This is a genomic window from Rhizobium sp. BR 315, assembly GCF_050577975.1.
Lineage (GTDB): Bacteria > Pseudomonadota > Alphaproteobacteria > Rhizobiales > Rhizobiaceae > Rhizobium > Rhizobium miluonense.
The window spans coordinates 20,281-39,415 of sequence record NZ_JARWKZ010000031.1; the positions used below are offsets into that span (position 1 = coordinate 20,281).

Here is a 19,135-nt window from a genome sequence, read left to right on the forward strand (position 1 = left end):
GCTAGACCGTCGCGTAATAGAGGTGGTCGTTTATCGATCTTGCCTGCCGCGACATTCGCCTGGCCATGTAGGCGACCACCGCCACAGGATAATTCTCCCCAAGGCTGATCCGGCAACTTCGCTTCAGGATATCGAGAGTCTGCGTGCAGAGATCCGGCGTGTACTCGATCTTCCGCTCCGTCCAGAGGAAGGGATTCATCGCCGGATGGCCAGTGCGTTGCTGCAAAACCGGTTGCCAGTTGGTGTAGACATGGCGGCTGGAATCGAAAAGCCGATAGACACCGCGCTTGTTTTCCTCGGCAAATCTCTTGGCCTCCTCCGATGTTTCGAAGATGACATGGAGGCCGGCGGCGTTGTTGACATCGTTGTGAGGGCCGACAATGAGGTTCGCGTTTTTGGCGAAGATTTCGCTCATCACATCATAGCGCTCGCGCATGCGGGCGATCATGGGATCAAGCCTCTTCAGCTGCACATTCAGCATGGCGCCCTGAATCTGGCTCGCTTTGAAATTCACTCCCAGCAGAGGCGGTTCGTTGGCATTGTCGAGGTGCCCACGAAACATCGAGCCGATGTCGTGATACATCCGGGCGCGTGCAAACAGCCGCGCATCGTTGGTCACGACAGCGCCGCCCTCCCCGCAATTTATGTTCTTGAATTGGTTGAAGCTGAATGCGCCGGCATCGCCGATCGCGCCAACCCGCTTGGTCTTGTAGCGCAACCCGACGGACTGACAGGCATCTTCTATGACCACGAGATTGTTCTCGCGGGCAATCCGCATGATGCTGTCCATGTCGCACACCACGTTCGACATATGGACTGGAATGATCGCCCTCGTCTGCGGTGTGATTTTGCGCAGGATATCCTGCGGATCCATGGTGAGCGTGTGGTCGATATCGACCAGAACCGGCACCGCACCGGCCGCCAACGGAGCTGCAGCGGTTGCGATCCAGGTATAGGCCGGCACCAGCACTTCATCGCCGGGGCCGATACCGGCAGCGACCAGCGCGGAAATCAGAGCTCCGGTCCCGCTGCTCATGGTGAGCGCATGCCGAACGCCGAATTTGGTACAGAAATCGGCTTCGAAACGTCCCAGAGGGCCACCGGTCTCGTCGCTGTATCGCGCCAACTTGCCAGAGACAAACACCGGCGCGAGCGCCAACCACTCCCGTAACCCTACCTTGGCCATAATTTTCGTTCCCCCGGAAAATAGGCATTTGCTGAAGAGCCTATCGTGTGATTACCGCATTTTCAGCATGGACTTCCGACTAAAAAGACCAACGGAACTGGCCGGATTACCTATCCGAAATCGGTAGACATCACCCCTGCCTATACCAATCGAACAATTATCCGTGCGCGCGCGATGCTGGTAGAAAATGGGAAAGTGGTGGGAAAACGATCATGATGAGCCGTGACTTGAGATCCATGCCGCATGGCATTGAAATATACGCCGATATTGCCATTGTAGGCGGTGGTCCGGCCGGAATTGCGATCGCGCGCGAGCTTGCCGACACCCGGATCCGTGTTCTCGTCATCGAAAGCGGCGGCAGCGACTACGAGGCCGAAATTCAAACGCTAAATTCTGTCGAAAACATCGGCCAGCCTTCCGTCTCGCCGAATGCCGTACCTGAAGGACGGGGTTATAGCGGCAGGCTGGCATGGCTGAATGATGTTCCGGCATTTGAGTTGCGAAACCGCATGCTTGGCGGCAGCAGCCATACCTGGATCGGTAAATGTGCCGCCTTCGATGATGTGGATTTCCGCAGTCGGCCTTGGTTGCCGCTTTCCGGCTGGCCGATTGAGCGTAGTCAATTGCTGCCCGCCCTTGATCGCGCCGCCAAACTGCTCAACCTCGGGCCTAATCGGTACGATGAAAGCCTCTTTGCGCTGCTACACTCGACCCCGGACGATCTCGGCCTGGATAGGCGGCTGCTTCGGCCATTCTTCTGGCAGTTCAGTCACATGCGTAATCAGCGCGCCGTGCCGACACGATTTGGCCGCCTCGCACTCGATATTACCGCCACGAACATAGATTTTCTGACGCATGCGACGGTGACCCGGATCAATATCGACAGCCATGGCCGCAGCGTGACGTCCCTCGACCTCAAGAGTGCGGCAGGCCGGGGTGCAAGCGTCCATGCGAATACGATCGTTCTTTGTGGCGGCGGTATCGAAAATGCTCGCCTCCTGCTTGCGTCGAACTCGGTGCTGCCTGCGGGTATCGGCAACGGATACGACGTCGTCGGGCGCTATCTCTGCGACCATCCACGAACGTCGCTCTGCCGTTTCACCGGACGCGATATCGACCCTATTGCGCAGCACTTCAACTTCTATGGCCTAAGCCACGCCGGACGAACGCAATTTTATCTCCGGGGTCTGTCTTTGAGCCCGGAAATCCAAGCGCAGGAAGGCCTGACGAATTGCGCTGCCTATCCCGTTCAGATCTACGCCCAGGACGATCCCTGGGTGGCGCTCTGGCGCCTGACGAAGGGAACGAGCAAGACGTTCAAGGGAGATCTGCTGGCGGTGGCGAAATCGGCGGATATGGTGACCTCGGGGCTCTACAATCGTCTGGTGCGGAAGCGCGGCTTGCCGCACCGCTCGACCGAATTGCGCTTCGACGTCATGGCCGAACAGCAGCTCAATGCCGAAAGCCGCATTACGCTCACGGAGCGGCGTGACAAGTTCGGTCAACCGTTACCGCGCATCAACTGGAAGATCGGCACACGCGAGATAGACAGTGTGAAACGGCTGGCGCTGGTAATCTCCGACGAATTCGCTCGCGTCGGCCTGGCGAAGCCAAAGCTTCCGGACTGGATCGCCGGAGGCGAGAGTGACGCGCCCGTGTTCATGGATATGGCTCACCCTTCCTGCGCCACACGCATGGGAACCGATCCGCGGACAAGTGTCGTCGATATCAATGCTATGGTTCACGGCACCGAGGGCTTGTTCATTGCGGGCAGCTCCGTGTTTCCAACACCCGGCCATGCCAATCCGACCTTGATGCTGCTTGCCCTGTCGATCCGGCTCGCCGACCACCTCAAGCAGCGACACGCGGCCACGCAGTCGCACAGGCTGCATGTGAGCGAACCGGACCTATCCCTCCAGCAAGGCTAGCCAAGACGGAAATAGAAACCGGCGCTCTCGCTGCGGCCGAGCTCAGGGTGAGTATCGATCGCGCGCGACAGCGCGGGAATGGACCAGCGATCGACCTGCCTGTAGCCTAGCCCCGCGATGTCGCCGACGAAATCCGCCTCGTTACGCATGTGGTAAGGGACGAAGGATTTGCCGATGCGTTCGAGCGTGACAATGGTGCTGCCCTTGCGCAACGCAACCTTGTTGAGGATCAGGTGATGCGGCAGGGACGGCATTTGCATCAGGAGGCTGGACAGCGGCGTGTCGAGATATTGCATCAGTCCCGATCCGAGGAACAATGGCATCTCGCCCGCGTCTTCGACGCGGTTGACAAAATGCAAGCTCGTCAGCCTCTCCTTTTCGGCAAGGTTTCGGCCGGCGCGAATAATGGCCGGTAGATCGTACACCGTCCAACGAAATGAGCCGTCCAGCGGCAGCAATGGGCGAAAGGCGCGATACTTCGTGCCCATATGGCCCCCTGCATCGACAAGGCCATCGATCTCGCCCAGCAGGCTGCGAAGCCAGAACAGCACCGGATAGTCCCACGGTGCCACTTCACACATTTTGGCATAGGCCACGGGCGCGATCTCGTCGTGGTCGTAACCGGCCAGCCTCTGCCTGCGGGCCGCAACCATCGCGGCTTCAAAGGTGGTATACGCGCCCGTAAACCGCCGTGGAAAGGGCGACAGATAGTTCAGCCGCCCTCTGGCAAGGCGGAGTGGCGCAAGCCCGTAGGCGGCCGCCTGTGCGGTTCCCTTAAGGATTGTGTACGCATAGCCTGCCCACCATAAGTGGGACCATAATGAATTCGTCATCTTGCCTACCCCCAATCAGCACCTATTCGATCGCCGCGATTATCATCTGATCTACGGGATCGTCGCCGTCCCTCCACCCACCTTCTTCAGAACAAGAAGCGTGCAGACATAGATGGCGCCGCCCGAGACCACCTGCAGCAGCACCGTCAACACGCGCTGCATGCTGAGCGATCCGGCGAAATAGCCGAGCGCGGTGACTGCTGCCGCCATCAGCGCGACTGCTATCGCAACATAGCCGCTCTTGCGCATGATCTCTGCCCAGCCAAGACCCCCATAGCATTTCTGCAGACGCATCGACGTTAGGAAGGCGACCAGGGAGGCTACGCATTGCCCCCACGCCGCAGCGACGACGCCGAAAGGTGCGAGCGCCAGGACAAGCGCGACGGAAACCACGGCATTGAACAGCAGAGCGGGCGGCATGCGCCTGATATTGCCTGACAAGGATAGCAGCGCTTCCGTAACATAACCCGGCATCAACAGAACCTGCTTCACCGACAGGATCGCCACGAGAATCGCCGCCGGTGCCCATTTCTCGCCGAGCACGATGTCGATCAGATCGGACGATATCAGCGAAAGGCCGAGATAGACCGGCGTGGAGATCGCCATGAGAACCATCATGAAAACGGTCGCGGACGGGCCGATATCCCGAGCCTGCCTTCCATCCGAGCCGATCCCCAGCGCCGAGCGGCGAAACAGTGTCCAGGCAAGCATGCGCGCCGGCTCGCCGATAAGTTCTGAAAATGCCGCCACGATGCGCTCGGCCACCCGAAAATAGCCCGCCTCCGTAAGCCCGAGAAAGCTGCCGATCGCGAGCGTTCCGGAATAGGAGCGCAGGAAGAGGATCAGCCGGTTCGACAGGATGTGACCTGAAAACCCGAGAACCTCGCGTGCAAAGGGCCAGGTCAAATGCAGTCTTGGACACCAACCGAGCACGGCTGCCGAACCGGCAAGGCAGACCAATTGCGAAACGAGCCGGCCGGCGGCAAGGGAAAAGACATTCCACCCGAGCCAAAGCCCGATCATCGTCACGCACAGGCCCGCAATCTCGCTCGCTATCCGGATAATGGACTGCTTGCGCAGCAGGCCGCGAGCAATCAATAGCCCCTCATAGACCGCATAAAGCGACGCCGGCAAAAACCAGCAACTGAAAAGAGCCAGGAGAAGCGCTTCGTGCGGCCGGTGGAAAAGAAACCAGGCGATGGCGGCGCTGAACGCCCCGATGATCGTCACAAGCACGCCGGCAAGGATCGAGATCGTGCCGATCTGGTCGAGTTCCCGGTCGGTACACTCGGCCTTCATGACAAACTCGCCCCACCCGCCTTCCGCGATCACGACAAGCATGACCACGATAGCGGAGCTGAACGCGTAGAGGCCGAATTCTGCCGATTCCAACGCGCGCGCAGCAACAAGGAAGATCAGAAGCTGCACGGCCTGCGAAACGATTTTCGAGACGAGCGTCGATGCTCCGTCGCCGATTACCGCCGGCGTACGGGAGCGAAGCCAATGTTTCAGACTGGCCCAACCAACACCTTTAGGGCGAGGCGATAGGCTATCCATCAACCCACCACCATGGAAGGTAGATGTAAGTGAAAACTCGTTCTCACGCTCCTTGGTTGATAATTTCCGCCGACGTGCAGCATGTAACTGCGCAATTGTTTCCAGTCTTGCTCCTGATAAAAGGCACAGCGTTCCCATTCAGGACACGATTCCGCGTAATGAAATATTGTCTGTGGACGGGGCAAGTCGGAGCTAGACGTTTTTGTTTCACAGAAGTTATTGTTCCGAACACCAGAGTCGGATCTAAATTCTTGGCGGTGAAAAAAGGGCTTGCCGGCAATTGCCATGCAAAACCAAGCAGAGCAGCTTATGAATGACGATAAGCATGATCCCAACGCCTCGAAGCAGCAAGGCGGATCGCGCCAGAAATATCTGCTTCGCTGGATTTTGGTGATCTTCTGCCTTGCCGTGTGGATCGCCATGGCCGCGCTTCTCATTTGGTGAGACGTTCTTTTTCGTTGCGCGCGAACAGCACGACGCCGACGGTTTTTACCAGAATTGCAAAGTCGGCGCGCAGTGAGCGACTATGGAAATAATCGAGGTCAAACTGAACGCGCTCCTCATAGGTGGTCTCGGCTCGACGATTGACCTGCCAGAGGCCGGTGATGCCCGGCCGAAGCCCTAGATAGCAATAGAGGTTTGGTCCATAGCGCTCGAGTTCCGCAGCGACGACGGGACGAGGTCCGACCAGGCTCATGTCGCCGCGCTGAACGTTGAGCAATTGCGGCAACTCGTCTGCGCTGGTCATCCGCAGGTACTTTCCGAGCCAATGCACGCGCGGATCGCTCTTGAGCTTCTGCGTCGATAACCATTCCTGTCTTCGCGTCTCGTCACATGCCAACAATTCCTCGAGCTGCCGGTCGGCATCCTTGCGCATCGTGCGGAATTTCAGGCATTCAAATGGGCGTCCGTAACGGCCAACGCGCGAATGGCGGTAAATGATGGGGCGACCGTCGACCAGAAGCAACGCGATCGCAATTACCAGCAGCGCCGGTGCCAGGAACACCAGTCCCAGCCCGGAAAGAACAAGGTCGACAATCCGTTTGGCGCGGTCCAGTCGTTCTGCCCGCCTCACCTCGCCGCGAGATCGCTCGCGGTGAGCAACGCTGTCAAAAGTCGATAACATCTCTTTGACCCCTCACCACATCGATGCCTCTTTCAAAGCTGCCAGCTACCCTCATCCTTGACAATTGACCCTGCGGGCATTGGCCTAGTCCCATTGGCGTAGGGCGCGGGCGCAAGGCTAACCACAAGCCTCAACCGGTTTCGTCGGTCAGCCGACGAGCAGTTGGAAAGTCACCATTTACCATCGTCTTCGGGCCTGTCGTGTCGGCGTTTGCGCGTTCAAGAACGCGGTCGTAGAGAGCGAGCAATGCGTCTCGCCAGGACGTCGGCGTGTGAGCCATCTCGTGTGACCGACGAATGCAATTCAGGCTCATCACGCGAAGCAGCATGTCATCGCCGGCAAGCTGGCGTACTCCGCTGGCGAGCATCTCAACTCTGCCGCTTTGAAAGGTCAGTCCACACCCGAGCGAAGCGAGTTCGTCGCCGAGAAGCGCCGTATCGGGCAGGATCACGGGTATGCCGCTTGTCACAGCCTCAAGCGCTGCCAATCCGAAAGGCTCCGGCACCCGGGATGAGACGATGAGCGCGCGCGCATCGCGAAGGATGCCCCGCATCTCGTCCTTGGACTTCCAGCCATGGATGACAACTTCGGGAAAATCCTTTTCGAGACGAGCCCGGCCAGCGCCATCGCCTATGACTTGAAGCCTAACGCCGGCAAGCCGTGCCGCGATCGCAGCATCCTCAAATCCCTTTTCCTGCTCCAACCGTCCGACAAAGAAGAAGTCGCGGTTCTTCCATGAGTCCGAGGGATGATCGAGGAAAGGTTCAACCGGGTTGCGAATTGTTTCTATGTTGCTCGCCAGGATCCGTCCGCGCGCGAAATAATCGCGCATGCGTTGATGTACGATGACAATATTGGCGGCTACCTGCTGGATCGGGAAATAATGCTCCCTCACCAAATGGCGGGCCGATCGCCAGATTTTCTCGTGATAGCCGCGCTTGTCGCAGTTTGTGGTCAGGCAACCGATCGACATCGGCGTCAGGGGGCAGACCTGATTTTTGCGATAATTGGCAAATCCGCCGTTTGGACAGGAGAGAAAATAGTCATGGGCGTGCAGAACGACACGCTCGCGAACGGGCCATAGAGCACGGAAAATCGAAGGAGAGAGGATCTTCGACCAACCGTGGATGTGATAGACGGTACCCTCGGTATCGGCACGCGAAATCAGGCCGTTGAGGTCGGCATAGGCGCGAGGATTGTAAAGACCGCTGGCAAATGCGCTGAAACGTGACTGCTGTGTCAACGGCAGCGCGTCGAGATTGATTGTCTCGGACGCCGGCGGATCGGAGCCGGCGATATCGCCGGCAAAATATGTCACGGCAATCCCCGCATCCTGCAGCAAGCCGGCGGACAGGATCGCCAGGTTCGACGCTCCGCCTATCCTGGTGGAACGGTCATTTATGACAACGACGCGATCTAGGCCGGAGGAGCGTGCCACCGGACTATTCCAATGCTTCGATGTTCTGCGGTGCCAGCCTGCCCTTGAGCAGGTCGCGAAACGCGATGGCGTTACCTCTAAGGCGACCTTTGCGATCAACCCAGGGCTCCGGCCGCCAGACTTTGACAAGATTGGCTATGAGGTTGCGGCCGATCTGCATCGTTGCCTGCGGCACGCTCATGGTGCGCTTGCGCATGAGATAGAGCGGGTTTGCGATCTGCGAATAGCCGAGACGGACGCCGCTCGACCGGCCGCTTTTCGTGCCGAGGTGAACGCCTTCGAGCTGCCTGGCGCTGACAAGCTGGCCATACTGGGCAACGAGCCTGCTGAAATCGACATCCTCAAGCCAGCCGTAGAAGGGCAGGTTTTCGTCGAACCGCAGACAGGCGGCTTTGACGATGGCCATGCGGATAGCCATGTTGCAGCCATAGCCATTGTAGACCGGCCGGATTTGCATCGCGGCGCCTGATCGCCGCCGATGCTCGCGGTCGACCATGCGCAAGCCGTCGCGAACGGAAATGCCCGGGCCGGTGATACCGTCGGCAAGGACCGTACCGGTGCACATGGCGACATCGGGCTGGAGCTGGAACAGCCGCTCCGTTTCCTCGATATAGGTTGATGTCATCAGAAAATCGTCATCCAGGAAAAGGACGACATCCGCGTCCTGGATGCTGTCGAGGATCCGATTTCGCTGACGGCACAGCCCGCGCTCGCAAATGATCACCCGAACCGGAAAGTCGAGATTCCGCAGGCAAGTTGGATCGATGTCTTCGGGCGAGGAAAGACAGACGACAATCTCGTCAGGCTTACGGGTCTGACTGGCGATGTGCGGAAGGATGGACGACAGGATGTCGCGTCGCCCGGCACTTGCTATGCCGACAGCAATCTTGAGCGGACGCGCCCTGGTATGGCTCGTGAGGCGTCTTGCGGATGCGCGCACCTGGCGCTCCTGTGGCTTGCGGCGCAAAAGCCGCGTCTGGTGGCCTTGACGCCTCTCGGAGCTGCGGTTGGCAATGATGCCGAGGATGTTGATCGTCGTCATACCGAAGCTTGCCAGCGCGTCCGACAGCCTCTCGACGGTCATCTTGTTCGTCTGCCCGACGACGACGACGATGCCCTCGAGGTAAGTGCAGATGACGCGTGTATCGGCAGAATCCTCGAACGCCGACATGTCGACGATGACGACCTTGTATTGCCGCCTCAACAGATCAATCTCGGCCTTGAGCGCAGGCAGATGTCCATAGCGTTGAAAGGCTGCGACGGATTTCTCTGTCTCATCGACGGTGACGACCGGAACGCTGCCTTGTGCGTGCACGATCTCCGCCCCGGGCTCCTGATCGGCCTTCGCGGCGAGCGGGCCGCTCTCATGGGCGACGGCATAGCGGCGTGGCACATCGTTTATGTTCAGCGCCTCCATGCCGAACTCCGTTCCGGACTCGGTTACGACACAGCTCAGCCTGGCATTGAGGAAGTCCGCATCGACCAATACGACCGAGGCGCCCTCGTGCTGGTAGAGCTGTGCAAGATTGGTCGCGATCGTGGTCTTGCCTTCGCCGGTGCCGACCGAGGTTATGCCAACCACCATGGGTGCGTTGGGTGGAAAGGCAGAATCGATGGAGTGCTTGACGCCGCGCAGAGCTTCGGAGAACTGCGAATAGGGCGTATCGAGCACCGATCTTAGCGGCAGCATGGTTCGTCGCCAGCCGGCATTGCCGACCACCATGCTTGCCGGCAGGAAAGACGGGCTGGTATAAACGGGGACATGCCCTAGTGAAGTGATCCCCAATTCCCGCCGCAGCTTTTCATTGGAACTGACGCGACGATCCAGGCCATCTCGCAAGAGCGCCGCCATGACACCCGCCGCCAGGCCGAGCATAACCGCAAACGGCAGGACGAAGGAGGATTTCGGCCAGGTCTTTGCTAGCGGCACGGCTGCTGCCGTCACGACACGAACGTTGCCAAGCGGAAACGATTCCTTCTGCAGCGCGCCAATCAGCTGCTGCAAAATGCTCTCATACATCCGGCGATATGTCGTCGCCCGGCTTTCCATCTCCGATAGCTCCACCCGTGCCAGATTCTTGTCCGTTCCGGCCTCCTTCAAGGAGGACAGTTCATCGCTGAGGAGCTTCTCGCGCGCTTTGGCGATGTCGAGATTAGTCTTGTAGAGCGCTTGGATGCGCTCGAATTCCTTACGCATCTCTCCCCTTATGCGATCGATTTCCTGCTGCGCAGCAACGATGGCGGGATTGTCGGCATCGTATCGGCCGGCGAGATTGTTCAACTTGATCGTTGCGGCGCCGAGATCTTCCTGCAGCTTCTGTATGCGCGGGTTGCTCATCGTCTCGTCGACATCGCCTTCGACCTTGCCGCCGGCCATGAGCTGGTCGAGGGTCGCAAGCTTGGCTGTTTCCGCCGCAGTTTGGGCTCCTGCTGCAACGGCCTGACTGCTGATCTCGGACAGCTGCTGCTGATCGAGAGACGAGGTCGCACTGACCTCCATGATGCCGTTCCTGGCACGAAATTCTTCGACGCTCATGGCCGCTTCGCGTGCCTGCCGGCCGACCTCGATCAGACGCGTCTCCAGCCATTTGGCACCACTTTGTGCTGCCGAGGCGCGTTCCGACAGACCTGTGCTGATATAGGCCTCCGCGATCGCGTTCGCCGTCCGGGCTGCCTTTTCCGGATCAGTCGAACGATATCCGATCTCCAGAATGTAGGACTGACCGACACGATTGACCTCGACCCGGGACAGGAACGACGCCATCGTGCGGCGCATCAGGTCGTCTTCGGTATCTTCGGTCTTAGCGCTTCCATCATCGCCATGATCGAAAAAACTGACAAATGCGCGCAGCTTGTCATGCAGGGCGGCCTGCCAGGACATGCCGCCTATGATTTCGGGGTCTTCGGTGAGGTTGAGTTTCTGGACGACGGCGCGTGCCGTCGCCTCGGACTTAACGATCTCGACCTGGCTCGCAATTTCCGCCGCTTCGATGATGACCGTTCCGGTGAACGCATCCTGTGAGACGATGCGCCCTTGGTCGGGATCCATGACGATGCGCGTGCTAGCCGTATAGACCGGCTTGGTCGTCACCATGTAGAGGCCGCCGACACCGAGGCCGGCAACTGTAAACACGGTGAAAATCAACCAGTGGCGCTGCAGAAACCGCCAGACGTCGCGAAACGAGATATATTCGCTGTCTCCCGCGCCTCTGGTGTTAGATGGAGTGCCGCGAAAGCCCTTACCGATCTCGTGAACTGCCATGATTGTCGCCCCCACTTTGGCTCGCTTGTCGCTATTGAGACTGACCGGTGTCGGCGGACGAGAGCGCCGTGCCGTCCAGGCTTCCGGAAATGTTGTAATGCACGTCCAAAACATCCCCCGGCTGCAGCTCGGTCCCCTCTGATACCTTGGCGGCATCGTCCCCTTTGCCGCCTCGGGTTATCCAGTATTCGAGGGGCTGCAGATCGAGCGCTTTCATGCTCTGGCTCCGTGAAAGCGACGCGCCTGAAATCTGCAGCAGTTGCAGCGTCGTGTTTCGCTTAAGTTTCGTGTCTTCGATTTCGGTCTCTGTGGTCTGCAGCAGTTGGCCGGCCTCGGTCTTGCGCTGACCTTTGAGATTGAGCGCATCGCGCTCGGTCTCGTTCAGCTTCTGCTTGGCTTGCATTGAGGCAACGACAAGATCCAGCTTGCCAGCCTGCATCTCAGCGACGATCCGCTCCAGCGAGGTCTTTCGCGATGTGGTCAGGATCTTGGTATCCACCAGCTTCGCGATGTCGCTCAATTCGTCCTGAGCTATCTTCACCTGCTCGTCCTGCGATGACATTTTCTCGTCGAGAATGTTGATTTCGTTGCGCAGCAGCGTTTCCAGATCCGCGGCAGCGGCAAGTTGCTGCCGCAAGGCGTCCGCCCTCGCGTTGAAGAGGTCGACCTCGCTCGTCATGATCAGCCTGATCGCCGATCCCTCGGGAGCAGCTTTGATCTCCGGCGTAAACGTGATCGTCGGCTGATCGTTGAGTTCGGCCATCAGGCGCGCCCGCCTCGCTCCGAGCTGCTTCAACTGAAGCTCCATGCGGCTGATGTCGCCGGCATAGGTGATCTGCTGTGCCTCCGAGTAATCGCCGGTCTGGTTGTAACGACGCTCGCGCCCGCCCGCCATCGCCATGGCCTGCTTCACGGTCAGGCCCGGCCTGAATTCGAGCTCACCCGGTTTTTCGACCGCGCCCGATACGTAGATCATCGGATATTTGACAACTTGAACGGAGGCCGTCGGCGCCACCGCCAGACCGGTGATCTGCTTCAACTTGTCACCGATGTCGGAGCTGATGGCCTCGACAGTCTTGTCACCGACCTGCATTTCCCCGATCATCGGGATCGAGATCGAGCCCGATTGCGACACGACGTATTCACCGTTGAGCGCAGTCCACTCCTTATATTCGCCAGTCGCTGCGATCCATTCGACGATCGCCACCTTGATCCGGGCTTGAGGCCCGACATGGTAGAGATCACTGGCCGCAGCGTCGGCGATGCCGGGCGTGCCCGCACCGGAAAGCAGCAATGCCAGCAACCAGGGCGCCATGGACCGAGGCGGCATGAGGAAGGTATGGTAAGGCAAGGTGCGAATTCTAACCATGAGCCGAAAACTCGCTTTCGTGTCGCTTGCGCCATCGGGAAATGAAGGCGCCACGAAACGAGATCAGCAGCCGAACGCATAGCGTGTAAATCCCCTACCAAAGCAACAGGGCTTATCATTTCTGGCAGGGAGGTATGGGCTTCACCAATCTCTTAGTCGAATGCGCATATCCTTGTGTGCAGGCCCTGATCCCTGGCTAAATCTTTCGGTTACTCCCTTCGGCCATTTGTATGCCGTCTCGAACCGATGTGGGCCCTGTCGCAAACGTTGCCGACTGCACAATGTTGTTGCGACCCACGGAGGGGCGAGCAATGCGTGTAGCGATCGTACATTATTGGCTGGTGTCTATGAGGGGCGGAGAAAAGGTGGTCGAGGCCCTCTGCGACATGTATCCGGACGCCGATATCTTCACTCTCGTCTATGATGAAAGCCGCATCTCCGAAAAGATCCGAAAGCACAAGATCAGCACGTCCTTCCTCCAGCGGATCCCCGGAGCAGTCAGGGGCTATCAATCGCTCTTGCCGCTCATGCCCTTTGCTTTAGAGAGCTTCGATCTTACGGATTACGATCTGATCATTTCCAGTGAATCAGGCCCGGCCAAGGGCATCATCCCGGCGCCGGGGTCAACGCATATCTGCTATTGCCACTCTCCCATGCGTTATCTCTGGGACCACTATCATTTCTACCGATCTCACGCAGGTCTCGCATCCCGGGTCATGCTGCCGATGCTGGCGCCACTGCTGCGCTCCTGGGACGTCAATACGAGCATGCGGGTCGATCGCTTCGTCGCCAACTCGCATCATGTTTGTGATCGCATCAGCAAATACTATCGGCGCCATGCAACCGTGCTCTACCCGCCCGTCAATGTCGATGATTTTACGCCAACAACATCGATCGAGGACTTCTATCTCTGCGCCGGCCAATTGGTTCCCTATAAGCGCATCGACCTGGCGGTGAAGGCCTTCAGCCGGATGGACCGCAAGCTGGTCGTTATCGGCGAAGGAAGTCAGATGGAGGAGCTGAAACGTATGGCCGGCCCTTCCATCACCTTCCTGGGCCGGACCCCGTTTTCAGTGTTGAAGGAAAAGCTGGCGCGCTGCCGTGCGCTGATCTTTCCTGGCGAGGAAGACTTCGGCATCGTTCCCGTTGAAGCGATGGCGAGCGGGCGGCCCGTTATTGCCTATGGAAGCGGCGGAGCTCTGGAAACGATCGTGCCGGGAGTGACCGGGCTCCTCTTTGACGAGCAATCCGTGGATGCCTTGATCGACGCCGTGCTCGATTTCGAGGCTACAGAGCGCCGGTTTCATCCCGCGATACTGCACGCCCATTCGGAACAATTCAGCCTGCGAACATTCACGACGGGCATGCGGGCCATCATCAACGAGGAATTGATGATCCGCAAGGCCGACAAGCTTCGCAGCTATCCCGCCATTCAGCGCGCACTTGAAGCGCAGTTGCCGATGTTTGCGACGGATACACCCACCACGACGCTGCAGTAGGATACGGTACGTCCTGCAATCCTCACGCGGATGCTGGTCTGGGATTGAGGGCGGCTCTAGGTTAAATCGGGGCCTGCATGGCTCGTGCCTGCCCGACGCAAAGGCCGTTCTGATCTCCGTTCAATTTGTCCCACCGCGCATCTCAGGCACGCGATGGGAACTCCTACCATTCCCCTTATGTATGGCCTGCGGGGTAGCGCCGCTGATACGGAACTGAGCCAGCAGCGAGTTGAGCTCTCACCTCCGCGGCAAGGCTGTGGCTTGCAGCTGTCTGCTCTTCGACCAGGCTCGACCAGAACGGCAGCCTCGTCGCCTGCCTGCTCCCCGCATGAGATCAAAGGTCGCGCCAAAGCGTCGCAGAAGACGATCTCCCCGGTTGCCACCGCACGCGAACACACTAACTTACGGTAGCTGAAACCCTTCACCAGAGGCTGACATGACTGACAATGTCCTGCTGACATTCAATGCTGGATCCTCGACCTTGAAAATCGGGATCTTTGAGCTGACGGGCACGCAGGCGATCAATGTCGGTCGCGGAAAGATCGACTTCGACCAAACGCCGCTGTCCCTTCGCTATTCCGTCGGACAAGATCGCTATGAAAAGTCGATCAAGGGTGACAACGCCGCGAATTTCGTCTCCGTCGTGGCGGAAACCCTGGATCATATGCTCGCCCATCTTCCCGGCAGATTGCGAGCGGTGGCCCATCGTGTCGTCCACGGCGGCATGACGTTTCAGGAGGCTGCCCTGCTGGACGACGCTGCGATCGGGCGGATCGAGAAGCTCATTCCCCTTGCCCCTTTGCACCAGCCTCAAGCCTTGCGCGTCATCCGATCCATCGAGACGCTTCGCCCCGATGTTGCGCAAGTCGCCTCGTTCGACACGGCATTCCATTCGTCGCAGGCAGATATCGTCCGGCGGCTGGCCATCCCGCGGGGCATGCACGACGATGGCGTGCGCCGCTATGGCTTTCACGGCCTTTCCTACAAATACATCGCTTCCCGGCTTCGGCAGATCGACCCGACTGCTGCCAAGGGTAAAGTCATCGCATGCCATCTCGGCAGTGGCGCGAGCTTATGTGCCATGGAGGATGGCATCAGCCGTGACACAAGCATGGGCTTTTCGGCGTTGGACGGGATCCCGATGGCGACACGCCCCGGCTGGCTCGACCCCGGCGCGCTGCTCTATCTCATGAGAGGCGGAATGCGGCAGCCCGAACGGATCGAGGACTTTCTCTATCACGAATGCGGCCTGCTTGGCGTTTCCGGCATCAGCGGCGACACGCGGGTACTGCTCGAGGACACACGCCCGGAAGCAGCGGAGGCCATAGACCTCTTCTGCCTGCGCATATCAGGCGAAATCGGCCGGCTGTGCGCGACGATCGGCGGCCTCGACGCCGTCGTCTTCACGGCCGGCATCGGCGAAAATCAACCGCAGATCAGAGCCCGCGTTGCGCAGAGATTGCAATGGTTGGGTATCGAGATCGACAAAGACGCGAACAACAGCAATTTGACCTCGATCAACGCGGCAACCAGCAATGCCAGGCTATTTGTCATTCCGACCGATGAGGAACAGGTCATCGCCGACGAGGCCATGGCACTCATCATGTGACGAAAACGAGGAGACGGAAATGAACGTAGTCACCACACCGCTTTCGCCCGAGGAACTCTCTCTGATCGACCGCTACTGGCGGGCGGCCAATTATCTGTCGGTCGGCCAGATCTATCTGATGGACAATCCGCTGCTGCGCGAACCGCTGCAGCCGGAGCACATCAAGCCGAGGCTGCTTGGCCACTGGGGCACGACACCCGGGCTGAATTTTATCTATGCGCATCTCAACCGCGTCATCAAGGCGCGAGATCTGGACATCATCTACATGTGCGGTCCGGGTCACGGCGGTCCCGGCATGGTCGCCAACACCTATCTCGAGGGCACCTACAGCGAAATCTATCCGGATATTTCCGAGACCACGGACGGGATGCAAAAGCTGTTCAAGCAGTTTTCCTTCCCCGGCGGCATCCCAAGCCATGCAGCCCCTGAGACCCCAGGTTCCATCCACGAGGGCGGCGAACTCGGCTATGCGCTCGTCCATGCTTTTGGTGCCGCCTTCGACAATCCCGACCTCGTCGTTGCCTGCGTCGTTGGCGATGGCGAGGCCGAAACAGGGCCGCTGGCAGCAAGCTGGCATTCCAACAAATTCCTCAATCCGGCGCGCGATGGCGCGGTGCTGCCCATCCTCCACCTCAACGGCTACAAGATCGCCAATCCCACGATCCTCGGCCGGGAAAGCGACGAGGACCTGCGCAACCTGTTTTCGGGCTATGGCTACGAGCCCTTCTTCGTCGAGGGTCACGAGCCGACTGCCATGCATCAGGCGATGGCCGACACCTTCGATCGGGTATTCGACCGCATTCGCGGCATACAGAGAACGGCCCGCGAAAAGGCGGCGCCTGAAGGAATGCCACGCTGGCCGATGATCATCCTGCGCAGTCCGAAAGGCTGGACCGGCCCCAAGGAGGTCGACGGCAAGAAGGTCGAAGGTTTCTGGCGGGCGCACCAGGTGCCGGTCGCCAATTGTCGTGGCGATGAGAGCCATCGCAAGATCCTGGAAGACTGGATGCGCAGCTATGATCCAGACGATCTCTTCGATCGCAGCGGCCAGCTCAAAGCCGAATTGAGCGCGCTTGCGCCGCAAGGCGAAAGGCGCATGGGTGCCAATCCCCACGCCAACGGCGGCCTGCTTCGCAAGGAATTACGGGTTCCCTCGATCCACGACTACGCGGTCGAGATCGGCGAGCGCGGCAGCCAGCAGGTGCAATCGACCGAAATTCTCGGGCACTACCTGCGCGATACGCTGAGGCTCAATGATCCCCAGCAAAACTTCCGTATCTTCGGTCCCGACGAGACGGAATCGAACCGGCTCGGCAGCGTCTTCGAAGTCACCGACCGAGTCTGGATGGAAGCTATTGAAGACTATGACGTCCACCTGGCTGCGGATGGTCGAGTGATGGAGGTCCTGAGCGAGCATCTATGCCAGGGTTGGCTCGAAGGATATCTGCTAACCGGGCGGCACGGACTTTTTTCCTGCTACGAAGCCTTCATCCATATCGTCGACTCCATGTTCAACCAGCATGCCAAGTGGCTGAAAGTCTCGCGCGAATTGCCATGGCGCAAGCCGATCTCGTCGCTGAACTATCTTTTGACGTCGCATGTCTGGCGGCAGGATCACAACGGCTTTTCCCATCAGGATCCCGGCTTCGTCGATCTGGTCGCCAACAAGAAGGCTGACGTGGTGCGTATCTATCTGCCACCGGATGCCAATACGCTGCTCTGGGTCGGCGATCATTGCCTCAAAACCTATGACCGCATCAACGTCATCGTCGCTGGCAAGCAGCCTGAATCGCAATGGCTCAGCATGGACGAGGCGATCGCCCATTGTAAGGCAGGCGCCGGCATATGGGATTGGGCGAGTTACGAGGGCAATGCGATTGCCCCTGACATCGTCATGGCCTGCGCCGGCGATGTCCCGACCATGGAGACCTTGGCTGCCGTCATGCTGCTGCACGAGGCGATCCCCGATCTGAAGATCCGTACGGTCAACGTGGTCGATCTTCTGGCGCTGCAGGATCCGAAGCAGCATCCGCATGGCCTGGAACATCAGGCATTCGACCAGATCTTCACCACGGACAAGCCGGTGATCTTCGCCTATCACGGCTATCCCTATTTGATCCACCGCCTGACCTACAGGCGGACCAATCACGACAATATCCATGTGCGTGGGTTCATCGAGGAGGGCACGACGACCACGCCGTTTGACATGACCGTGCTGAACGAGCTGGACCGTTATCACCTTGCTCTTGAAGCGATCGACCGCGTGCCGGGCCTGGCGGAAAAAGTTCCAGATGTCATAGACGGACTGAAGGCGAAGCTCATCAAGCATCGCGACTACGTCCGGCGTCATGGCGAGGATATGCCTGAAATCAGCAACTGGCGGTGGAGGCGCTAGAGAAAGGCGAGGCGAACCGCTTCCAGCTTGCCTTGAGCGAAGCCGGCCCGGGCGGAGGGGATGCGGGTCGCCGGATCCATCTGGTTCGTACCCATTGCAGTACGGGAATCGTCGTCCGGTGTGATCACCTCGACGCGGCTGCCCTGCTTGCGCAAACCCTCAACCTGGCTTGCCAGGTCCATGCCTGGCTGCCGGCGCAGGCCTTCGAACTGGCCCTCCGGTAGCGGCCCGCTTCGTCCGCTGAACGGCGAGAGCACCACGACGTTCGCATAGCCTGCTGCAAGATCGGCGTTGTCAGTGGAGCGCACCCCGCCATTGATGTAACGATTGCCGTTGATACTGTGCGTGGGTGCCATGCCGGGCATTGCTGTGGCCGCGGTCACGGCGTCCACCAAATCGGCGCCGGACTCGCGGTCGAACGCCATCAATTCGCCGGTATGCGCGTCGACGGCCACGACGATCATCGGCCTGTCCGGCCATTCATGGCGAGGCAACCTCGCTGCGACCATTGCGCGCCGCTGTTCGACTGCCGCGGGTCCGAGTATCGCGTCGCTTTCCAAGCCGAACGCGCCCATCGCGCGTTGTAGATCGATTGCTGAGCTCGCTGCTGCACTGATGGTCCTCATCCGCTCGAATACCGTGAACATCGGCAGGGATGGAGCCGAAGAAGGCGACCGCGCCCATTTCTGCCCGGCCGATTGAACCGATGGCGAAAGCACCCAGGCCAACAGTTCCGCCGGTGGCATGCCACTGCGCACATGCGCCGCTGCGGTGGCGCCGGACGATGTGCCAATCACCAAATCGGCGGCCTCCGTCAGATCGAGACCAGATTCGGCCAGCCCTGCGATGATACCGATCAACCATGCATTTCCGGCAGCGCCACCACCACCGAGAACCAGCGCGACGTTTTTCTGAGCCATCTGCTCACTATTT

13 protein-coding genes are annotated in these 19,135 nt (G+C 59.3%); 5 read left to right on the forward strand and 8 right to left on the reverse strand.

Annotation, left to right across the window (positions count from 1 at the left end):
- Position 1: 1 nt before the first annotated feature.
- Positions 2 to 1,186: a DegT/DnrJ/EryC1/StrS family aminotransferase gene (locus QD409_RS23890; protein ID WP_430763829.1), complete on the reverse strand. Its 1,185-nt coding sequence runs from the start codon at positions 1,184 to 1,186 to the stop codon at positions 2 to 4.
- A 212-nt stretch (positions 1,187 to 1,398) separates the two neighbouring features.
- On the opposite strand from QD409_RS23890, the gene QD409_RS23895 reads away from it, so the two are divergent.
- On the forward strand, positions 1,399 to 3,114 hold the full coding sequence (locus QD409_RS23895; protein ID WP_430763830.1) for a GMC oxidoreductase: 1,716 nt from the start codon (positions 1,399 to 1,401) through the stop codon (positions 3,112 to 3,114).
- Here QD409_RS23895 and QD409_RS23900 read toward each other — a convergent pair.
- Both QD409_RS23900 and QD409_RS23905 read right to left on the reverse strand, forming a co-directional pair.
- On the reverse strand, positions 3,111 to 3,947 hold the full coding sequence (locus QD409_RS23900; RefSeq protein WP_430763831.1) for a methyltransferase, TIGR04325 family: 837 nt from the start codon (positions 3,945 to 3,947) through the stop codon (positions 3,111 to 3,113). The two genes, QD409_RS23895 and QD409_RS23900, sit on opposite strands and share 4 nt — an antisense overlap.
- Positions 3,948 to 3,998: 51 nt before the next feature.
- Complete coding sequence (locus QD409_RS23905; protein WP_430763832.1) at positions 3,999 to 5,504, reverse strand: oligosaccharide flippase family protein; 1,506 nt, start codon at positions 5,502 to 5,504, stop codon at positions 3,999 to 4,001.
- A gap of 270 nt (positions 5,505 to 5,774) precedes the next feature.
- Here QD409_RS23905 and QD409_RS23910 point away from each other — a divergent pair, with 270 nt between their 5' ends.
- Positions 5,775 to 5,948, forward strand: coding sequence for a hypothetical protein (locus QD409_RS23910; RefSeq protein ID WP_159432189.1), 174 nt, complete (start codon positions 5,775 to 5,777; stop codon positions 5,946 to 5,948).
- Here QD409_RS23910 and QD409_RS23915 read toward each other — a convergent pair.
- The 4 genes from QD409_RS23915 to QD409_RS23930 all read right to left on the reverse strand — a co-directional run bounded on the left by QD409_RS23915 (position 5,938) and on the right by QD409_RS23930 (position 12,699).
- Positions 5,938 to 6,630 (reverse strand): sugar transferase, encoded by a 693-nt coding sequence (locus QD409_RS23915; protein WP_430763833.1) that lies wholly within the window; start codon positions 6,628 to 6,630, stop codon positions 5,938 to 5,940. The genes QD409_RS23910 and QD409_RS23915 overlap by 11 nt on opposite strands.
- Positions 6,631 to 6,760: 130 nt before the next feature.
- Positions 6,761 to 8,068 carry a glycosyltransferase family 4 protein gene (locus QD409_RS23920; RefSeq protein WP_430763834.1) on the reverse strand — a complete coding sequence of 436 codons (1,308 nt, stop codon included), beginning with the start codon at positions 8,066 to 8,068 and terminating at the stop codon, positions 6,761 to 6,763.
- 4 nt (positions 8,069 to 8,072) lie between these two features.
- Positions 8,073 to 11,330 (reverse strand): Wzz/FepE/Etk N-terminal domain-containing protein, encoded by a 3,258-nt coding sequence (locus QD409_RS23925; protein ID WP_430763835.1) that lies wholly within the window; start codon positions 11,328 to 11,330, stop codon positions 8,073 to 8,075.
- A gap of 31 nt (positions 11,331 to 11,361) precedes the next feature.
- Positions 11,362 to 12,699: a polysaccharide biosynthesis/export family protein gene (locus QD409_RS23930; RefSeq protein ID WP_430763836.1), complete on the reverse strand. Its 1,338-nt coding sequence runs from the start codon at positions 12,697 to 12,699 to the stop codon at positions 11,362 to 11,364.
- A 311-nt stretch (positions 12,700 to 13,010) separates the two neighbouring features.
- Between QD409_RS23930 and QD409_RS23935 the strand changes: the two genes are divergently transcribed.
- From QD409_RS23935 to QD409_RS23945, 3 genes are all read left to right on the forward strand, one after another.
- Complete coding sequence (locus QD409_RS23935; RefSeq protein ID WP_430763837.1) at positions 13,011 to 14,198, forward strand: glycosyltransferase; 1,188 nt, start codon at positions 13,011 to 13,013, stop codon at positions 14,196 to 14,198.
- A gap of 436 nt (positions 14,199 to 14,634) precedes the next feature.
- The gene (locus QD409_RS23940) at positions 14,635 to 15,807 is read left to right on the forward strand and encodes an acetate/propionate family kinase (protein ID WP_430763838.1); all 1,173 of its coding nucleotides are present in this window, start codon (positions 14,635 to 14,637) and stop codon (positions 15,805 to 15,807) included.
- Positions 15,808 to 15,826: 19 nt separating this feature from the next.
- Entirely contained in the window at positions 15,827 to 18,202 is a 2,376-nt protein-coding gene (locus QD409_RS23945) for a phosphoketolase family protein (RefSeq protein ID WP_430763839.1), read from the forward strand.
- Here the strand turns inward: QD409_RS23945 and QD409_RS23950 are convergent.
- Positions 18,199 to 19,122 (reverse strand): patatin-like phospholipase family protein, encoded by a 924-nt coding sequence (locus QD409_RS23950; protein ID WP_430763840.1) that lies wholly within the window; start codon positions 19,120 to 19,122, stop codon positions 18,199 to 18,201. The genes QD409_RS23945 and QD409_RS23950 overlap by 4 nt on opposite strands.
- Between the last annotated feature and the right edge of the window lie 13 nt (positions 19,123 to 19,135).